Here is a 17,876-nt window from a genome sequence, read left to right on the forward strand (position 1 = left end):
ATGACAAACGCACAATTAAAAGCTGATATTGTGGCATACAGTAAAACGATTGGGATTGATAAGATAGGCTTCGCGGCAGCAGATCCTTTTAAAACCCTTAAGCAACGCTTAAAGCGTCAGCAGGAGCTAGGTTATCAGTCAGGCTTCGAGGAATCTGATATAGAAAAGAGAACAGAACCTGAGCTATTGCTAAGCGGTGCAACAACGATTATATCAATTGCCATTGCGTATCCTTCGAGAATGAAAGATAGCCCTAGGAGTAAGAAGGGCGAACGAAGAGGACTTTTCTGTCGTGCTTCATGGGGAGTTGATTATCATCACCTCCTTAGAGAGAAACTCTTCCTTTTAGATGCATATATTAAATCAAAGGTTCCAGAGGCTAGAACGAGCTCGATGGTCGATACTGGCGAACTTTCTGATCGAGCTGTAGCTGAAAGAGCCGGCATTGGTTTTAGCGGTAAAAACACAATGACCATAACAAAAGAATTTGGTTCTTGGGTTTACCTTGGTGAAATGATCACCGATCTAAATATAGAACCTGATGAGCCTGTTGAGGAAGGGTGTGGTGACTGTAATATTTGTGTAGACGCGTGTCCGACTGGTGCCTTAATTGAAGGGGGGCAGCTAAACGCGAATAAATGCATCGCTTTTCTTACGCAAACGAAAGGTTTTTTACCTGATGAATACCGTACTAAATTAGGAAACCGATTATATGGGTGTGACACCTGCCAGCTCGTTTGCCCCAAAAACAAAGGAAAAGATTTTCATCATCATCCTGAACTCGAACCAGATCCAGAAATGGTAAAACCAAAACTCATACCACTTCTAACAATGTCCAATCGTGAATTTAAGTCTCAGTTTGGTCAAGCGGCTGGTTCGTGGAGAGGAAAGAAGCCTATTCAACGAAATGCTATTCTTGCTCTTGCTCATTATAAAGATGAAACAGCTATTGATACACTGGTTGAAGTGATGGAAAAAGATCCTCGTCCGGTGATCCGCGGCACTTCGGCCTGGGCGCTTGGGAAAATAGGTGGCGAGAAGGCCTTTAATGCCCTTATAAATGAGCAATTGAGAGAAAATGACAAGGATGTGGCAGATGAGATCGCTAAAGGCTTGTCTATGCTTGAAAATAAGACTTAATGCTGATGGTCAAACGATTGAATGCGTTGTAAGATAGTGAAAAATGTATAATAAAGAAGGGATAGAATGGATAAACAAGTGATTCATTATGGGGAGTTTCTATCGCCTATAGGTGCAATAACATTGTTTGCTAGTCCTAATGGAGTTAGTAGGCTCGATTTTGGTTGCCCTGAGGATGTGCTGCCTGCTGCTGAAACATGGTATAAAAAACATCATGTCAAAGCGGACCTTGTTTTCAATTCTGATATAATCGAACCCATCGTCATGCAACTGGAAGAATACTTCAGTGGAAAAAGAAGGTTCTTTGATCTAAAGCTTGATAAGATAGGAACGATTTTTCAACAGAAAGTATGGAACAACCTTTCGGAAATTCCATATGGTGAAACCCGGTCTTATCGAGATGTAGCTGTTGGTATTTCGGCACAAAAGGCTGTTAGAGCCATAGGCTCAGCTAACAATCGAAATCCACTTCCAATCATTGTACCGTGTCACAGAGTAATAGGAAGCAATGGTGCTTTAGTTGGATATGGTGGCGGTGTAGATAAAAAAGAATATTTATTATCACTTGAACAGCAGCATTCGATGCATGCCGTTCTACCGTAACAATATATAGTGCCAGTTCGCTATCTTGATAGCGAACTGGCTTTTTTGATTTTTTAGACTTAGGCATAAAGTTATAAAAAGAACTTCGTTTCTTGTAAAATAGCAAATGCATTCAAAAAAAGAGATACTAAAATATCTAGGGCGAAGAATGAGAGCAATTTGATACAGCTTTTAGTTTCAAGCCCTCATATGAGGAGTGAACATTATGAACAGCTTTTTATCCAAAAGTTTGATCTACGTAGCGGGATTATTTACATTAGCCTTTGGTGTTGTCCTATTAATTAATGCCGATGTTGGAATTGCCCCATGGGATGCTCTCTACGTTGCGCTTTCTGACCAACTAGGGTTTACTGTTGGAACATGGGTGTTTATTGTTGGTGGTATTTTAATTTTTATCAATAGTCTTATTATGATGAGGAAACCAAACCTAGCTGGTTTTATTCCAATTATTCTTCTAGGATTGTTTGTTGACCTCTTGAATTTACAAATTCTCACTTTCATTGATGTTGATGGAATCGTTACCAGGTGGATCTTATTTCTGATTGGATTAGTTATCATGGGTCTTGGAATTGCAGTGTACTTATTTGCATCTCTTGCATCTATTCCAAACGATGAACTCATGCTTGCCCTAACAGAAAGAACGGGTTGGAGTATTGGTATTACTAAGACATTAACAGAAGCACTTGCGTTTGTTCTGGCATTCTTGTTAGGCGGGCCAATTGGTGCTGGTACCTTTGTAGAAGTGCTTCTGCTTGGTATTCTTGTTGGTTGGTTTGATAAATTACTCAAGAAAATAACACACCCTTCAGCAGAGCCAGCTGTAAACCATTCCTGATTCCAAGTCATGTGTTTGATTCCCCTGTCATAAAGTGCGATGAGGGGGGACGCATATGGTGTGGGGAGACCAGTTGAAATCTTTCTGGAAAGAACAAGCGACTTGCTTACTAAATGGAACGGATCACTCAAGAATAGGAACCAGGCCTTCAGAGGAGGAAGAAGCAGTCAACCGTTATCGTAAACAGAGCCAAAATAGAGGAGCATCTGTTATTCGTATAAAAAATAAAGGGATCCTCCTGGGAAAAAAGACAGTCTCGACGAGCCAACTTTATGAATATCTTCTTCATCAGCAGTTTCTTATTAAACAGGGAGAGAAACTATATCAGGAAGAACGACTTGAAAAGAGATTGGCAAAAATGGTGGAGGGTGAACTTATTCTTGATCGATCAGCTGAGATAGAGGGAGGAACACTTCAAGTAGCAGAAGGTAAAGACAGCGGTGATGCTCGTCTGAAAGGTTCCTATTATGATCGGTTATCAGCCCTGAAATATGCTGAGAGATGGTGGGATGATGCGAATCCGTCTTATCAGTCGTTTGATGTAGATTGTACAAATTATATTTCTCAGTGTCTTCATGCAGGAAAAGCCCCTATGCGTGGTTACCCAGATCGCACTAAGGGATGGTGGATGAAAGGAAATAACTGGAGCTATTCATGGACTGTAGCTCATGCGCTTAGGTGGCATTTAAGTAGCTCGAAGAGTGGTCTTCGAGCTCGTGAAGTAGCGAATCCTGATGATCTCATTCCTGGAGATATTATTTGTTATGACTTTGATGGAGATGGCCACTGGCAACATACTACTTTCGTCGTAGATAATGATGAGAAGGGGTATCCTCTTGTCAATGCTCATACAACAAATAGCAGGATGCGCTATTGGGCCTATGAAGATTCTACAGCATGGACGCCTGAAATTAAGTATAAGTTTTTTCATATTGAGGATTAGAGAATGATATCTCCCAATCTAAAACATGCTATAATAGTATTGTTTTGAAGTGGAGGTGAATGAATATGTCTTTAAATATTGTACTGTTTCAGCCTGAAATACCAGCGAATACAGGGAATATAGCTAGAACATGTGCAGCAACAAATACAAGTCTACATCTAATTCGCCCACTAGGGTTTTCGACAGACGATAAAATGTTGAAACGTGCGGGCTTGGATTACTGGCAATATGCTGATGTACATTATTATGATTCTCTAGAGGAGTTCTTTGAAAAGAACCAGGGTGGAGAATATTATTATATTACGAAATACGGTACCAATACACATACTGACTTTGATTACTCAGATGTGAATGAGAATACGTATTTTGTTTTTGGAAGAGAAACGAATGGTTTACCAGACGAGTTGATTGAAAATAACAAAGAGCGTTGTCTTCGTCTCCCGATGACAGATCATGTTCGTGCTCTCAACCTTTCAAATACTGCTGCTATTATGGTATATGAAGCACTAAGACAGCAAAGTTATCCAGGAATGAAATAAAAAAGAACGACTTTCAGCAAAGAGCTGAAAGTCGTTCTTTTTTTGATAGAAGTTTAAGCGCGTTTCAGAGTTCAAAAACTTTGTTTCTGAATGCTCGCCTTCGCTTTTCGTGTCTAGCTGCAGCGCCCAGCCTCTCGATCGCTTCACCCTTTAAACTGAACACAAAGACCGTGTTCTTTTTAAAGGGCTCCAGCGCTTGTCGAGGCTAAACGGGCGCTTTCGCTTTTCGTGTCTAGCTACGACTCGCAGAAACTGCGATATTTCACTCTTTCACCAGAACACAAAAGGCGTGTTCTAGTTCAAGAGTTCCAATATCTCCGTTTCTAAACGCTCGTCTTCGCTTTTCATGTCTAGCTGCAGTGGGCAGACACTCGGTCACTTCACCTTTTCAACTGAACACAAAAAACGTGTTCAAATGAAAAGGCTCCAGTGCCTGCCGTGTCTAACCGCCCACTTTCGCTTTTCGTGTCTAGCTGCAGTGGGCAAATCCTCCGGTCGTTTCACCCAATCGATTGAGACAAAAAGCGTCTCATTCTCATGGGTTCCAACGCCCTGCGGATTTAACCGCCCACTTTCGCTTTTCATGTCTAGCTACGACTCGCAGAAACTACGATATTTCACTCTTTCACCAGAACACAAAAGGCGTGTTCTAGTTCAAGAGTTCCAATATCTCCGTTTCTAAACGCTCGTCTTCGCTTTTCATGTCTAGCTGCAGTGGGCAGACACTCGGTCACTTCACCTTTTCAACTGAACACAAAAAACGTGTTCAAATGAAAAGGCTCCAGTGCCTGCCGTGTCTAACCGCCCACTTTCGCTTTTCGTGTTACCTACTACCTTTTTTGGTTTTGCTTGGTCGGTCGTTGTAGCCAGCTGTAAAGATGGCTGCTAGGAAAGCTAGGATTACTACTAAAATACCCAGGAAACTCATGGTCTCATCCTCCTCAGGTAAAATTGTGTCCAAATCTAACTCTCATTATAAACCATGTGCGGGAAGGTGTGAATGTTTTGAGGGGAATTCTTGTAGTGAGGAGTTGTTTGAATTGGAAAAAAACGTCGTTATTCGATAGGATAGAGAGAGAAACCTAAAGGAGGATTTATTTTATGTATGTTGTGATGAATGAATTGAAGGTCCCTGATGAAGCAAAAGACATGATGAAGCAGCGTTTTGGGAAAAGTGCTGATAGTATGAAGAACGTTGATGGTTGCTTAGAGTTTCTATTTCTTGAACAGTCGGCTGAAAACGGAAAGCTTATTGTATTTACGAAATGGGAAAGTGAAGAGGCTTATCAGAATTGGGTGCACTCCGATTCATTTAAGAACGCTCATAAAGAAAAGCGCGAATCCAAAGAGAAATCTCCAGCCACAGGAAATGAACTAAGCGAATTTACAGTAGTTTATCATACGTAAGGATGAGAGCCGGGCAACCGGTTCTTTTATTTTGTGCTTTTTCCATAACTGAGTAGAAACCCCCTAAATACTCGATTGAATCATTGGAAAGAAAGCCGAATGTTATTGGACATCCCCGCATAACATGTATTAAATCCGATGAACCAAACTTGGAGGGGGCTCTTAATGGATATCTTACGTAAAATCCAGCAGCATCGAGAAGAAGAGAGGCGGCTGAAGTGGGAAGGAACCTTCAGCGAGTATTTAGACATTATCCGGGAACGACCTGAAGTAGCGCAGTCAGCTCATTCACGTGTTTATAATATGATAAGAGATGCAGGGATTGATGAGGTTGATGGGAAAAGAAGTTATTCTTTCTTCTCTGAAGAGCTTTATGGACTTGAGGAAGCAATCGAACGTCTGGTAGAGGAATACTTTCACCCTGCTGCCAAAAGGTTAGATGTCAGAAAACGTATTCTCTTGTTGATGGGTCCAGTAAGTGGTGGTAAATCAACTCTTGTTACGGTGCTGAAAAGAGGATTGGAGAAATATTCTCATGAAGATTCTGGTGCTGTTTATGCAATTAAAGGTTGTCCTATGCATGAAGATCCACTGCACCTTATACCACATCATTTGAGAGATGAATTCCACGATGAATACGGGATCCGAATTGAAGGAAGTCTCTCCCCACTAAACGTAATGCGCCTTGAGCAAGAATATGGTGGTCGTATTGAAGATGTGATGGTAGAGCGTATCTTCTTTAACGAGGATAAGCGGACAGGTATTGGTACATTTAGTCCTTCAGATCCCAAGTCTCAAGATATTGCAGACTTAACAGGAAGTATTGATTTCTCAACGATAGCGGAATTTGGATCAGAGTCTGATCCGAGAGCTTATCGATTCGATGGAGAATTAAATAAAGCCAATCGTGGAATGATGGAATTTCAGGAGATGCTGAAATGTGATGAGAAATTTTTGTGGCACTTGCTTTCACTGACTCAAGAAGGAAACTTTAAGGCTGGGCGCTTTGCGCTAATTTCTGCTGATGAACTTGTTGTAGCGCATACGAACGAAGCAGAGTATCGCTCTTTTATATCAAATAAAAAGAATGAGGCTTTACACTCTCGTATTATCGTTATGCCGGTTCCATATAATTTAAAGGTGAGTCAGGAAGAGCGTATTTATGAGAAGATGATTCGTGAAAGTGATGTAGCCGATGTGCACATTGCCCCACATGCTCTTAGAGTAGCTGCTATTTTCTCTATTTTGACGAGGTTAAAAGATACGAATCGTCAGGGAGTGGACCTTGTTAAGAAAATGCGACTCTACGATGGAGAAATTGTAGAAGGCTTTAATCAGGTAGATGTGGATGAACTTCATAAAGAGCATTCGGATGAGGGAATGAGCGGGATTGATCCGCGTTATGTTATTAACCGAATTTCCTCTACGATTATTAGAAAAGAAGTACCGTCAATTAATGCCCTGGATGTTCTTCGTTCATTGAAAGATGGACTTGATCAACATGCTTCTATCTCAAAAGAAGATAAAGAGCGGTATATGAATTTCATCTCCATTGCGCGCAAAGAGTATGATGAAATTGCAAAGAAAGAAGTACAAAAAGCTTTTGTTTACTCTTATGAAGAGAGTGCAAAGACGCTAATGGATAATTATCTTGATAATGTTGAAGCGTATTGTAATAAAAATAAGCTCCGCGATCCTCTTACTGGAGAGGAAATGAGTCCGGATGATAAGCTTATGCGTTCAATTGAAGAACAGATTGGCATTTCAGAAAATGCGAAGAAAGCATTTAGAGAAGAAATTCTCATTCGTATCTCTGCTTATGCCAGAAAGGGTAAGAAATTCGATTATAATTCTCATGAACGTTTGAGAGAAGCGATTCAGAAAAAGTTGTTTGCTGATTTAAAAGATGTAGTGAAAATAACGACGTCCTCCAAAACACCAAATGAAAATCAGCTCAAGAAAATCAATGAGGTTATCGCACGTCTCATCGATGAGCATGGATATAATTCAATTTCAGCCAATGAACTCCTACGTTATGTAGGTAGTCTCCTAAATCGATAATTAGAAGAAGCATGCCTCTTTAGGTATGCTTCTTTTTATGCTGCGATAAGGAGCGCTATGTATGAAATGGGTGAATATACTTAAAATAAGAAATTTTCTTGGTTCGTGGAATGGAATGGAATGCTGCTATAACGATGGAAGTGAGTGGTGAGAATATGAAATGTAATCGCTATCAAATACGTGTGTGCTTGTGCCGGCTTATTATGAGTGATAGATTAGACGTAAAGACGTATTGAAAAGAGGTTTGAGATGAAGAAGGAACGCAATCCGCTTTGGGAGTGGATCAAGGCTTTTTCAATAGCTGTAGTCCTGGCGATTGTTATTCGTGAATTTCTCATAACGAACTATGTCGTTCATGGTGAATCAATGATGCCAACGATCCAAGATGGGAATCGTTTAATTATTAATAAAATTGGTTATGAAGTCTCAGAGCCTGATCGATTTGATCTTGTTGTATTTCATGCGAATGAAGAAGAAGACTATATTAAGAGAGTTATTGGTCTTCCAGGAGATACGATCGAATATAAAAATGATGTTTTATATGTGAATGGTGAGAAAATAAAAGAACCTTATCTTGAGCGTTATAAGAAAGATATTTTTAACGGGAACCTCACTGAGAATTTCCATCTTGAAGATAAAACTGGAAAATCAGAGGTGCCCGAGGGATATTTATTTCTCATGGGGGATAACCGAAGACATAGCTATGATAGCAGGCATATTGGTTTCGTACCAATGAATCAAGTAGTAGGGGAAGTAAATCTACGCTACTGGCCACTTGAGAAAATTGATTTCACTTTCCAAAAATAAACTAAATATGGTTATTAAGGAAGAGAATCGGGGTACTATTACTATTGAGGTGATTCAAGATGGCGGATCATAAAGAAAAACCTGAGAACAGTTCAATGGCGATGAATGAAAAAGAAATGGCCGAACTCGGTAAAGAGATGGAAGAGCTAGACACAAATGATGAGATTAAGAAAAAGGGTAAACGTCCAGATCCGATTCAACACAAAAAGGAAAATGAAACAGAGTAACTCCCAATAAGGGAGTTTTTTTTTTGAATATAAACTGAGAAGGATAAAACATAAGTATAAATGGATGAAAGTCGTCCAATTCGAGTAGTTAGAGCAATAAAAGCTGTATTTGTCAGAATTAATTGTCAATTATCGCTTGTATTTGCATAGGATAAAGTATACTATTCAACGCAGCCGAAGGAAGTCCACATTAGGGTTAAGTTTCTGAACTAACATCATGAGCGATCATCGATCATTGAATAAATTTTCGCTAGAAATTTAATTTTTTTAGGAGGGAAATAAGGCATGAAAGACAAGGACTCCAACAATTTCGTCGTCTCTCAGGAGAATTGGTCCCTCCACCGAAAAGGCTATCAGGATCAACAACGCCATGCCGAAAAAGTTCAAGATGCTATCCAAAACAATCTCCCGGATCTCATCAGTGAAGAGAACATTATTTTATCTAACGGTCGAGATGTCATTAAAATACCAATACGTTCACTTGATGAGTATAAAATTCGTTATAACTATGATAAGTCTAAGCATGTTGGGCAAGGTGAAGGCGATAGCCAGGTGGGAGACGTTGTGGCAAGAGATGGTTCAGGGGAAAAACAGCCTGGGGCCGGTAAAGGTGAAGGGGCTGGAGATCAGCCAGGAGAAGATTATTATGAAGCAGAAGTTTCTCTGGTAGAACTGCAGGATATTTTATTTAAAGAACTGGAACTGCCGAATTTACGTGAAAAAGAAACAGCCGACGTAGTGAAAAAGAAAGTAGAATTTAATGATATTCGAAAAACTGGACTTATGGGTAATATTGATAAGAAAAGAACAATTCTATCAGCGTATAAGAGAAATGCAATTAGTGGAACACCATCAATTGCACCGATTTATCAAGATGATCTACGCTTCAAAACATGGAATGAAGAAATTAAGCGCGAATCTAAAGCCGTCGTTTTAGCCATGATGGATACAAGTGGTTCGATGGGAAAATGGGAGAAATATATGGCAAGAAGCTTTTTCTTCTGGATGTCACGTTTCCTACGATCGAAATATGAAACAGTGGAGATTGAGTTTATTGCTCATCATACAGAAGCAAAAGTCGTCACTGAAGACGATTTTTTTTCAAAAGGAGAAAGCGGAGGAACAATTTGCTCATCAGCATATCGCAAAGCGCTTGAACTCATTGATGAGAAGTATTCTCCAGCACGTTACAACATTTACCCATTCCATTTCTCAGATGGCGATAACCTGACGTCAGACAATACAAGATGTGTGAAACTGGTCAATCAAATTATGAAGGTCTCGAACATGTTTGGATATGGAGAAGTTAATGCTTATAATCGCCATTCCACCCTGATGAGTGCCTACAAAAATATACATGATCCTAAATTTAGGCATTATATTCTGAAAGAAAAGAAAGACGTCTATCACGCAATGAAAAGTTTCTTCCGAAAAGAAGAAATTCATTCATAAGCTTCCCAAAATGGGGAGCTTTTTTCTTTCAGTTAGGCTATGCGATTAAACGCTGTTATTTTCACTCAGAAGATCCACAAATTGAGAAGTCATAATAAGTTAACATTGCTTTTAGATCAGATAGGAAGGTACATACTAATAACAAGTAAAGCGTTGGAGGAATCATTATGAAATTCATTAGGTTTCTTTTTCTTTCCCTTCTTATCTTATTATTGATGCCTTATGATGTGACAGCTCAATCAAATGTGGTTGAAGTTCACTTTATTGATGTGGGACAGGCTGATAGCATTTTAATCACGTATGGAGAAAAAGCTGTGCTAGTCGACGCAGGAGATAATGGTGATGGAGAAGCGGTTTCAAATTATATAAAGAAGCTAGGCATTAGCCAATTAGATTATATTGTGGCGACGCATCCCCATCATGATCATATTGGTGGGATGGATGATGTGATAGAAAATTTCGATGTAAAAAATGTGATGATGCCCGATGTTTCTTATCCAACAGTTCATTATAAGTCCCTCATAAAGGTATTGAAGAAAAAAGACATTACCTTAGAAAAGGCACGAAAAGGTATGAAAATAAAACTAGGACATCAGGTGAATATACAGGTCATTTCACCTTCCAAAGAAGCAGAGTACGAGGATTTTAATGATTATAGTGCCGTATTACGGCTGAGTCATAAAGAGAATAGCTTCCTGTTGATGGGTGACGCTGGGATAGAAGTAGAGAAGCAAATGCTAGAAAACGTTAAAAGGAAACAGCTTAAATCTGATGTTCTAAAAATGGGGCACCATGGTGCTAGTTCGGCTACATCAGAGACATTTCTTAAAGCTGTCACCCCAGAGACTGCTGTTATTTCAGTAGGTAAAAATAATCGTTATGATTTTCCAGATAAAAATGTGATTCAGAGATTAAATGAACATCATATTTCTGTTTTAAGAACAGATGAAATAGGGACGATTATTGCTACAAGTGATGGTGAGAACATTGTATTTCATACTGATAACAACCTAATTTCACATAAAAAGGATAAATAATAACTGGCGAAGGAGCTTACACTACATGTTGAAAGGCACCGCCTTTCTTGTCTGAACGATCATACACCTTGGGAGGAATGCTTGTGCATAACAATCTGCAAAACCTCATGTCTAAGAACATCGTATCCGTTACACCAGAGCAATCGATCCAGGAAGCAGCGGCTCTAATGAATCAGTATAATATTGGTTCATTACCTGTCATGAAAAATGGTCAGCTTTGCGGGATGGTCACAGATCGTGATATTACGACTCGTGCCACTGCAACTGGTGGAAATGCGGATTGTCAGGTGAGCCAATGTATGTCTAATAACATTGTCTCAGCTACATCTAACATGAGTGCAGAAGAAGCAGCGGCATTAATGGCTCAGAATCAGATCCGACGATTGCCTATTGTTGAAAACAATCAGGTAGTGGGAATGGTTTCGCTTGGAGATTTTGCGACGAAAACACCTGATCATCAAGAGGCCGCCACCGCACTATCGAGCATTTCTCAGAATGGAACAACACGAGGTTAAGAACAGAGGCTGGGACAAAACCCAGTAAATTAAAATAAGAGTGGCCCTGCGGACAAAGAATTTGTTCGCAGGGCCACTCTTTCTATATTTTCATCTTAATTTAACAATAAAATAAGGACAACCTCTGATAAAATTATAGTTACCACACAATAACCATCGGAGGTGCCCTTATGTTTAAAGATTATAACATGAATCAAGTGATTTTGCCCTTAGATTTAGAAATGAAATTACAAGAAAATGATATCGCCTATGCCGTCCATGAGTTGGTCGAACAGATTCCGGATGAAGCTTTTTCTGCGTTCCTACGTGATACGGGATGCCCTGCTTATCACCCACGTATGATGATGAAAGTTATTTTATGTGCGTACACCCAATCGGCTTTTTCAGGAAGAAAGATTGAAGGTCTCCTCAAGGATAGTGTACGGATGATGTGGTTAGCGCAAGGGTATGAACCCAGCTATCGCACAATCAATCGGTTCCGTGTCCACCCAGAAGTCAAAGAACTTCTTCGTCAGGGCTTCGTACAGTTTCGTTGTCAGCTCGTTCAAAAAGACCTCATTGATGATGAAGCGATCTTTATTGATGGTACGAAGATTGAAGCGAATGCCAATAAGTTTACATTTGTGTGGCGCAAGGCTGTTGAAAGGTACAGCGAGAGTCTGATTGAAAAGTCGAATGCGATGTACGATGAGTTGATTGAAAAAGAAGTGATCCCCGAAATCGAACGGGAAAGTCCAGAACAACTTTCCATTAAAGAACTTTCTAAAATAGAAGAAAAGCTAGAAGAAAAAGTCGGAGAATACAATAAGAAGATTGAAACCAGTGCCGATGTAACCGAACGAAAAAAGCTTCGTTCAGAGCGAAAAGGACCGAAGCAGTTCCTTAAACAAATGAAGGATTTCGTATTGCGCAAAACAAAATACGAAAACGATATGGCTATCTTCAAAGAACGGAACAGTTATTCCAAAACCGATCATGATGCCACGTTCATGCGCATGAAAGATGACTATATGAAAAATGGGCAACTCAAAGCCGGTTACAATCTCCAGATTGCGACGGAGGGACAATATACGCTCGCTTATGATATCTTCCCGAATCCAACGGATACACGCACATTTCGTCCCTTTCTAGATCGTGTGGAGAATGATTTCTTTAAACTCCCACCTTACATCGTCGCGGATGCCGGTTATGGAAGCGAAGAAAACTACATCGATGTCCTGGAGAATCGCAAGCGAATCCCTCTCATCACGTACAATACCTATCGCAAAGAGAAAAAGAAGAGCTTTACGAAGGATACGTTTCGCGTATCCAACTGGGACTACAATGAAGAAGAAGATTTATTCACATGCCCAAATGGGAAACTGTTGCCGTTCCGTTACGTCTCTCATCGCACTGACCGGAGTGGCTTCAAACGAGAATTTAAAGTTTATGAATGCGAAGATTGTACCGGTTGTCCCTTACGTAAACAATGTACAAAGACCAAAGATGGCACGAATCGGAGAATCTATTACAATACCAAGTGGGAACAACAAAAGAATAAGGTTAAAGAGCTGCTTTCGGACGAAAAAACAGGTGAAATCTACGGTCAACGGAAAATCGATGTAGAGCCAGTTTTTGGATTTCTGAAGGCTATTTTGGGTTTCACTCGGATGTCCGTAAGGGGCAAAGAGAAGGTCAAAAATGAAATGGGCTTTGCGCTCATGGCGGTGAACTTGAGAAAGTACACCGCCATGAGTGCAGAGTGATCCAATAATCTTAGGAATAACCAAACAAAAAAGGTTCCGTTCATCAAAAACGCTGAACGGAACCTTTTTTCATTATTTCAAGCTAGTTATGTCCCAGCCTCCTATTTCGTTCATCCTATGATAAAATCAGGATAGAATCATGTGGAAATAGGGTACATAGTAATATAGATGGAATGTGGAGGGAAAGCATATGTCAGAATTAGATGTATCGAAATTCGAAAAAAAGATTGAGATTAGGCAAATTCATCACGAAGATATAGATGAAATCCTTTCATTACAGAAAAAATGTTTTCCTGGAATGGATCCCTGGAAAAGAGAGCATCTTGAGAGTCACCTGGAAATTTTCCCAGAAGGGCAATTTTGTGTAGAACTCGAAGGAGAAATCATAGGCTCCTGTTCAAGCTTAATGGTGAACTTTGATGAATATGATGATCAGCATACGTGGGATGACATTACGGATGAAGGATATATTACAAATCATAACCCCGATGGCTATAACCTTTATGGTATTGAAGTGATGGTGCATCCGGAATATAGAAGGATGAAAATCGGTAAGCGTCTTTATGAGGCACGAAAAGATCTTGCGCGAGAATTAAACGTCAAGAGTATTATCATCGGAGGGCGAATTCCGAATTACCATAAACACGCGAATGAAATGAAAGCATCAGAATACGTAGAAGAAGTGAAGTTCCAGAACATATATGATCCTGTTTTAACGTTCCAGCTCATGAATGGATTTAATGTAATGAGAATAAATCCGAACTATTTACCAGATGATAAAGCTTCAAAGCAATTCGCTACTTTAATGGAGTGGAATAACGTTGAATACAAAGCCGTGACAAGAAGACACTTTAGATCGTCATTCCCCGTTCGAATTTGTGCGATACAATATGCGATGAAGAAAATCTCTTCCTTTGAAGAATTTGCAAACCAAGTGGAATATTATGTTGATGTGGCAGCAGATTTTGGTTCTGATTTTGCTGTGTTTCCTGAGATTTTTACGACACAACTAATGTCGTTCATGGATGAAAAAATACCAAGTAAAGCTGTTCGTCGTTTAACAGAATATACAGAGCCGTATATCGAGCTTTTTACAGAATTAGCTGTAAAGTATAACGTTAATATTATTGGTGGTTCTCATTTCGTTTTAGAGGATGAAAAGATCTATAATATTGCTTATTTGTTTAGAAGAGACGGAACGATTGAAAAGCAATATAAAATTCATGTTACCCCAAATGAACGTCGCTGGTGGGGAATTCATGGTTCAGATGGTATTGAAGTTTTTGATACAGATTGTGGTAAAATTGCGATCCAAATCTGTTATGATATCGAATTCCCTGAGCTTGGAAGAATTGCGACGGATAAGGGCGCTAACATTCTATTTACACCTTTCTGTACCGATGATCGTCAAGGGTATTTACGCGTACGTTATTGTGCGCAGGCTAGAGCGGTTGAGAACCAAATCTATACAGTCATTGCCGGTACGATTGGTAACTTATCTCAAGTAGAGAATATGGATGTTCAGTATGCACAATCAGGGATTTTTACCCCTTCAGATTTTGCTTTTTCAAGAGATGGAATTGCTGGTGAATGTCACCCGAATATTGAAACTGTCGTGGTAGGCGATGTAGATCTTGAGATTCTTAGAAGACAACGTCAATCTGGTACGGTTCGCCAGTTGCGAGATCGCCGAAAAGATTTATATGAGATACATTACAAAAAGTAAGCAGCTTTGCGGCTTGCTTTTTTTGTCGAATTTAAGCGAATGGTGTTTTTTTCCTATATAGCATTGGCGTACGATTCAATTCATATTATGATAATTAGAGAAAAGGAGAAAATCTAGCCAAAATGCAGGATTTTAACAGGTTTTCTCGAATTGATAAAAATTAAAGAAGATTTACATAATAGGAGGCAATAATGGACTGGAAAAATGAATATAAAAGATGGGTATCAGCAACTTCCCTTGACGAAGAATTGAAAAAGGATCTTGAAGCATTAAAAGGACAAGACCAATCACTTGAAGATGCATTTTATAAAAATCTTGAATTTGGCACGGGTGGCATGAGGGGAGAAATAGGCCCTGGTACGAATCGAATGAATTTATATACGATTCGAAAAGCCTCTGAAGGTCTTGCGCAATACATAGATGCACATGGTGAAGCTTACAAGAAAAGAGGAGTAGCAATTGCTTACGATTCGCGTCACAAGTCTCCTGAGTTCGCTATGGAAGCTGCGAAGACCCTTTCGAGCCATGGCATTCAAACGTATGTTTTCGAAGAACTCCGCCCCACTCCAGAGCTCTCGTTCGCGGTTCGAACTTTAAATGCTTGCGCTGGAATCGTTATCACAGCGAGTCATAACCCACCAGAGTATAACGGTTATAAAGTTTACGGAGAAGATGGAGGTCAGCTACCACCTAAGGCTGCTTCAGAAGTGATTTCTTATGTAGACGGTGTTGAGAATGAGTTAGAAGTGAAGGTTACGTCCGAACAAGAACTGAAAGAAAAAGGACTTATTCAAATGGTTGGCGCAGAAATTGATCGCCAATATGTAGAACAATTAAAAACGCTTCGCGTAAATCAAGAATTACTTTCTAAAATGGGCGAGCAATTAAAAATCGTCTTCACGCCTTTGCACGGAACAGCGAATATTCCTGTTAGGGAAGGTTTGAAAGCTTATGGATTTTCAAATGTAACTGTTGTAAAAGAACAGGAGTTACCAGATCCTAATTTCTCTACAGTGTCTTCTCCAAACCCAGAAGAACATGCTGCGTTTGAATTAGCCATTCAATATGGGGAGCAGGAGGATGCTGATATACTTTTGGCTACAGATCCGGATGCAGACCGTGTTGGTGTAGCTGTGAAAAACAAAGAGGGTAAGTATGTGGTCCTGACTGGAAATCAAACAGGTGCACTATTGTTGAACTACATCATTACTCAGAAAAAAGAAAATGGAGAGCTGCCGGAAAATGGCGCAGTTCTTAAAACAATTGTTACTTCTGAAATTGGTCGTAAGATTGCGGAGGATAACGGTCTTACTTCATATGATACGCTTACAGGATTTAAATTTATTGGAGAAAAGATTAAAGAATTCGAAACAACTGGGGAGCATACTTTCCTATTTGGCTATGAAGAAAGCTATGGCTATCTTGTTGGTGACTTTGTTCGAGACAAAGATGCTGTTCAAGCATGCCTCGTAGCAGCTGAAGTTGCTGCTTTCTACAAGTCTAAAGGAATGACGCTTTATGAAGGTTTGCTCGAAGTATTTGAACAGTATGGATTTTATCAGGAAGGTCTTGAATCGTTAACACTGAAAGGAAAAGAAGGGGCAGAGAAGATCGTTTCTTTACTTGCGAAATTCCGTGAAGAGCCGCCTACTGAAGCAGCTGGATTACGAGTGCAAAGCGTAGAGGATTATGAGACAAGCAAAAGAACGTTTTTAGGTAGTGGTGAAAGTGAGCAAATTGAATTGCCTACTTCAAATGTATTGAAATATATTTTAGAAGATGGATCATGGTTCTGCCTTCGTCCTTCAGGGACTGAGCCGAAAGTGAAATTTTATTTTGGCGTAAATAGCGATAATCTTGAAAACAGTCAAAGCAAATTGGCTGAACTTAGATCGTCCGTTATGGGTAAGGTTCAAGAACGTTTGGGATAAAATAAAATAATGAAAAAGAAAACCAGGACAAATCTCTCGTCCTGGTTTTCTTGATGAGTTTCCTCTAAAAGCACAACATGTGTCTTATGCTAAACTAAGGCACGAAAAAAAATCGGCTAGTTTCGCCGATTTTTCTACTATTGGTGAAGTTGTTGTTTATTCAATTGATGTTCGTATTCAGCTTTGTTCATACGAATGAGATGAAATACTTTGTCTTTCGTTTCGCTATCTAGTTTCTCGAGAATTTTACCTGCTTTATACTCGTTTGAGGTAACAATCTTTCGATAAATTTTAGATAACCGTTTATCATCTTCGGATAAATCCAAAAGGCACTGCCTCCTTATAATGAACTAAACCTTTTTCCTATCCTTAAATTACGATTTATTTTACAATATATGAAGAGAAGTAGCAAGAAATTAATTTATTTATGACAGAATATTCTTATTCATAGAAACATAAATGAACACGAAAGGGAGTTATATCATGGAATATACAAATGAAATGAAAAACCGTTTAAAAAGAGTTGAAGGTCAAATTCGTGGTGTTCTTCGTATGCTTGAAGAAGAGAAAGATTGCAAAGATGTAATCACTCAGCTATCTGCTAGCAGAACGGCGATTGACCGTACGATAGGTTTAATAGTTGGTTCTAATCTAGAGGAGTGTATTCGTGAACAGCTTGATAAAGGCGAGTCTACAGAAGATGTTGTAAAGGAAGCTGTTCAACTTCTCGTTAAGAGCCGTTAAGGATTATTAGGATATTGAATAAAATATCATGAGAATCCTAGTACCTTTTTAAAATGGATACACGACTCAATAAATCATAACCCTCCTTCGTTTTCAAAAGTAAGATGGGAAATGTTCTGTGACAATAGTTGTCTTAAGTATTTGGTATAGTTCCACCTAAAATC

At 39.4% G+C, this 17,876-nt stretch carries 17 protein-coding genes; 16 read left to right on the forward strand and 1 reads right to left on the reverse strand.

Translation table 11 applies throughout. The annotated features are described in order from the left end of the window. The 15 genes from queG (at position 1) to AC0VYJ_RS03090 (ending at position 16,968) form a co-directional block, all read left to right on the forward strand. Entirely contained in the window at positions 1-1,140 is a 1,140-nt protein-coding gene (gene queG, locus AC0VYJ_RS03020) for a tRNA epoxyqueuosine(34) reductase QueG (protein ID WP_475366493.1), read from the forward strand. A 66-nt stretch (positions 1,141-1,206) separates the two neighbouring features. Continuing rightward, on the forward strand, positions 1,207-1,743 hold the full coding sequence (locus AC0VYJ_RS03025) for a methylated-DNA--[protein]-cysteine S-methyltransferase (protein WP_475366494.1): 537 nt from the start codon (positions 1,207-1,209) through the stop codon (positions 1,741-1,743). A 205-nt stretch (positions 1,744-1,948) separates the two neighbouring features. Continuing rightward, the gene (locus AC0VYJ_RS03030; protein WP_475366495.1) at positions 1,949-2,578 is read left to right on the forward strand and encodes a YczE/YyaS/YitT family protein; all 630 of its coding nucleotides are present in this window, start codon (positions 1,949-1,951) and stop codon (positions 2,576-2,578) included. 55 nt (positions 2,579-2,633) lie between these two features. Next, complete coding sequence (locus AC0VYJ_RS03035) at positions 2,634-3,521, forward strand: amidase domain-containing protein (RefSeq protein ID WP_430243145.1); 888 nt, start codon at positions 2,634-2,636, stop codon at positions 3,519-3,521. Between the two features lie 65 nt (positions 3,522-3,586). Then, on the forward strand, positions 3,587-4,060 hold the full coding sequence (gene trmL, locus AC0VYJ_RS03040) for a tRNA (uridine(34)/cytosine(34)/5-carboxymethylaminomethyluridine(34)-2'-O)-methyltransferase TrmL (RefSeq protein WP_194220053.1): 474 nt from the start codon (positions 3,587-3,589) through the stop codon (positions 4,058-4,060). Positions 4,061-5,161: 1,101 nt separating this feature from the next. Continuing rightward, entirely contained in the window at positions 5,162-5,467 is a 306-nt protein-coding gene (locus AC0VYJ_RS03045; protein ID WP_194220052.1) for an antibiotic biosynthesis monooxygenase family protein, read from the forward strand. Positions 5,468-5,632: 165 nt separating this feature from the next. Continuing rightward, entirely contained in the window at positions 5,633-7,528 is a 1,896-nt protein-coding gene (locus AC0VYJ_RS03050; RefSeq protein WP_226616162.1) for a PrkA family serine protein kinase, read from the forward strand. A gap of 249 nt (positions 7,529-7,777) precedes the next feature. Continuing rightward, a complete protein-coding gene (gene lepB / locus AC0VYJ_RS03055; protein WP_194220050.1) occupies positions 7,778-8,335 on the forward strand; it encodes a signal peptidase I in 558 nt (185 codons plus the stop codon). Positions 8,336-8,394: 59 nt separating this feature from the next. Continuing rightward, positions 8,395-8,562, forward strand: coding sequence for a hypothetical protein (locus AC0VYJ_RS03060; protein ID WP_194220049.1), 168 nt, complete (start codon positions 8,395-8,397; stop codon positions 8,560-8,562). 285 nt (positions 8,563-8,847) lie between these two features. Next, positions 8,848-10,014: a sporulation protein YhbH gene (gene yhbH, locus AC0VYJ_RS03065; RefSeq protein ID WP_194220048.1), complete on the forward strand. Its 1,167-nt coding sequence runs from the start codon at positions 8,848-8,850 to the stop codon at positions 10,012-10,014. Positions 10,015-10,181: 167 nt separating this feature from the next. Then, positions 10,182-11,051, forward strand: a complete 870-nt coding sequence (locus tag AC0VYJ_RS03070; protein WP_475366496.1) for a ComEC/Rec2 family competence protein — start codon at positions 10,182-10,184, stop codon at positions 11,049-11,051. Between the two features lie 77 nt (positions 11,052-11,128). Next, a complete protein-coding gene (locus AC0VYJ_RS03075; RefSeq protein ID WP_194220066.1) occupies positions 11,129-11,566 on the forward strand; it encodes a CBS domain-containing protein in 438 nt (145 codons plus the stop codon). 170 nt (positions 11,567-11,736) lie between these two features. After that, positions 11,737-13,311, forward strand: a complete 1,575-nt coding sequence (locus AC0VYJ_RS03080; RefSeq protein ID WP_475366497.1) for an IS1182 family transposase — start codon at positions 11,737-11,739, stop codon at positions 13,309-13,311. Positions 13,312-13,501: 190 nt separating this feature from the next. Next, complete coding sequence (locus AC0VYJ_RS03085; protein ID WP_194220046.1) at positions 13,502-15,037, forward strand: bifunctional GNAT family N-acetyltransferase/carbon-nitrogen hydrolase family protein; 1,536 nt, start codon at positions 13,502-13,504, stop codon at positions 15,035-15,037. Positions 15,038-15,228: 191 nt separating this feature from the next. Then, the gene (locus AC0VYJ_RS03090) at positions 15,229-16,968 is read left to right on the forward strand and encodes a phospho-sugar mutase (RefSeq protein ID WP_475366498.1); all 1,740 of its coding nucleotides are present in this window, start codon (positions 15,229-15,231) and stop codon (positions 16,966-16,968) included. Positions 16,969-17,105: 137 nt separating this feature from the next. On the opposite strand, the gene AC0VYJ_RS03095 is transcribed toward AC0VYJ_RS03090, so the two are convergent. After that, positions 17,106-17,294: a hypothetical protein gene (locus tag AC0VYJ_RS03095; protein ID WP_194220044.1), complete on the reverse strand. Its 189-nt coding sequence runs from the start codon at positions 17,292-17,294 to the stop codon at positions 17,106-17,108. 157 nt (positions 17,295-17,451) lie between these two features. On the opposite strand from AC0VYJ_RS03095, the gene AC0VYJ_RS03100 reads away from it, so the two are divergent. After that, the gene (locus tag AC0VYJ_RS03100) at positions 17,452-17,712 is read left to right on the forward strand and encodes a metal-sensitive transcriptional regulator (RefSeq protein WP_194220043.1); all 261 of its coding nucleotides are present in this window, start codon (positions 17,452-17,454) and stop codon (positions 17,710-17,712) included. The last annotated feature ends 164 nt before the right edge of the window (positions 17,713-17,876 follow it).

The sequence above is a fragment of the Anaerobacillus sp. 63XJN7_5_ISO-PGPR-S23-430 genome, from assembly GCF_056173695.1.

Excerpts from the sequence above, each read along its gene's own strand:
- lepB (WP_194220050.1), top strand. The coding sequence starts at position 7,778 with ATGAAGAAGGAACGCAATCCGCTTTGGGAGTGGATCAAGGCTTTTTCA.
- trmL (WP_194220053.1), top strand. The coding sequence starts at position 3,587 with ATGTCTTTAAATATTGTACTGTTTCAGCCTGAAATACCAGCGAATACA.
- AC0VYJ_RS03070 (WP_475366496.1), top strand. The coding sequence starts at position 10,182 with ATGAAATTCATTAGGTTTCTTTTTCTTTCCCTTCTTATCTTATTATTG.
- AC0VYJ_RS03035 (WP_430243145.1), top strand. The coding sequence starts at position 2,634 with ATGGTGTGGGGAGACCAGTTGAAATCTTTCTGGAAAGAACAAGCGACT.
- AC0VYJ_RS03090 (WP_475366498.1), top strand. The coding sequence starts at position 15,229 with ATGGACTGGAAAAATGAATATAAAAGATGGGTATCAGCAACTTCCCTT.
- AC0VYJ_RS03045 (WP_194220052.1), top strand. The coding sequence starts at position 5,162 with ATGTATGTTGTGATGAATGAATTGAAGGTCCCTGATGAAGCAAAAGAC.
- AC0VYJ_RS03075 (WP_194220066.1), top strand. The coding sequence starts at position 11,129 with ATGCTTGTGCATAACAATCTGCAAAACCTCATGTCTAAGAACATCGTA.
- AC0VYJ_RS03050 (WP_226616162.1), top strand. The coding sequence starts at position 5,633 with ATGGATATCTTACGTAAAATCCAGCAGCATCGAGAAGAAGAGAGGCGG.
- AC0VYJ_RS03060 (WP_194220049.1), top strand. The coding sequence starts at position 8,395 with ATGGCGGATCATAAAGAAAAACCTGAGAACAGTTCAATGGCGATGAAT.
- AC0VYJ_RS03080 (WP_475366497.1), top strand. The coding sequence starts at position 11,737 with ATGTTTAAAGATTATAACATGAATCAAGTGATTTTGCCCTTAGATTTA.
- AC0VYJ_RS03030 (WP_475366495.1), top strand. The coding sequence starts at position 1,949 with ATGAACAGCTTTTTATCCAAAAGTTTGATCTACGTAGCGGGATTATTT.
- queG (WP_475366493.1), top strand. The coding sequence starts at position 1 with ATGACAAACGCACAATTAAAAGCTGATATTGTGGCATACAGTAAAACG.
- AC0VYJ_RS03100 (WP_194220043.1), top strand. The coding sequence starts at position 17,452 with ATGGAATATACAAATGAAATGAAAAACCGTTTAAAAAGAGTTGAAGGT.
- AC0VYJ_RS03025 (WP_475366494.1), top strand. The coding sequence starts at position 1,207 with ATGGATAAACAAGTGATTCATTATGGGGAGTTTCTATCGCCTATAGGT.
- yhbH (WP_194220048.1), top strand. The coding sequence starts at position 8,848 with ATGAAAGACAAGGACTCCAACAATTTCGTCGTCTCTCAGGAGAATTGG.
- AC0VYJ_RS03085 (WP_194220046.1), top strand. The coding sequence starts at position 13,502 with ATGTCAGAATTAGATGTATCGAAATTCGAAAAAAAGATTGAGATTAGG.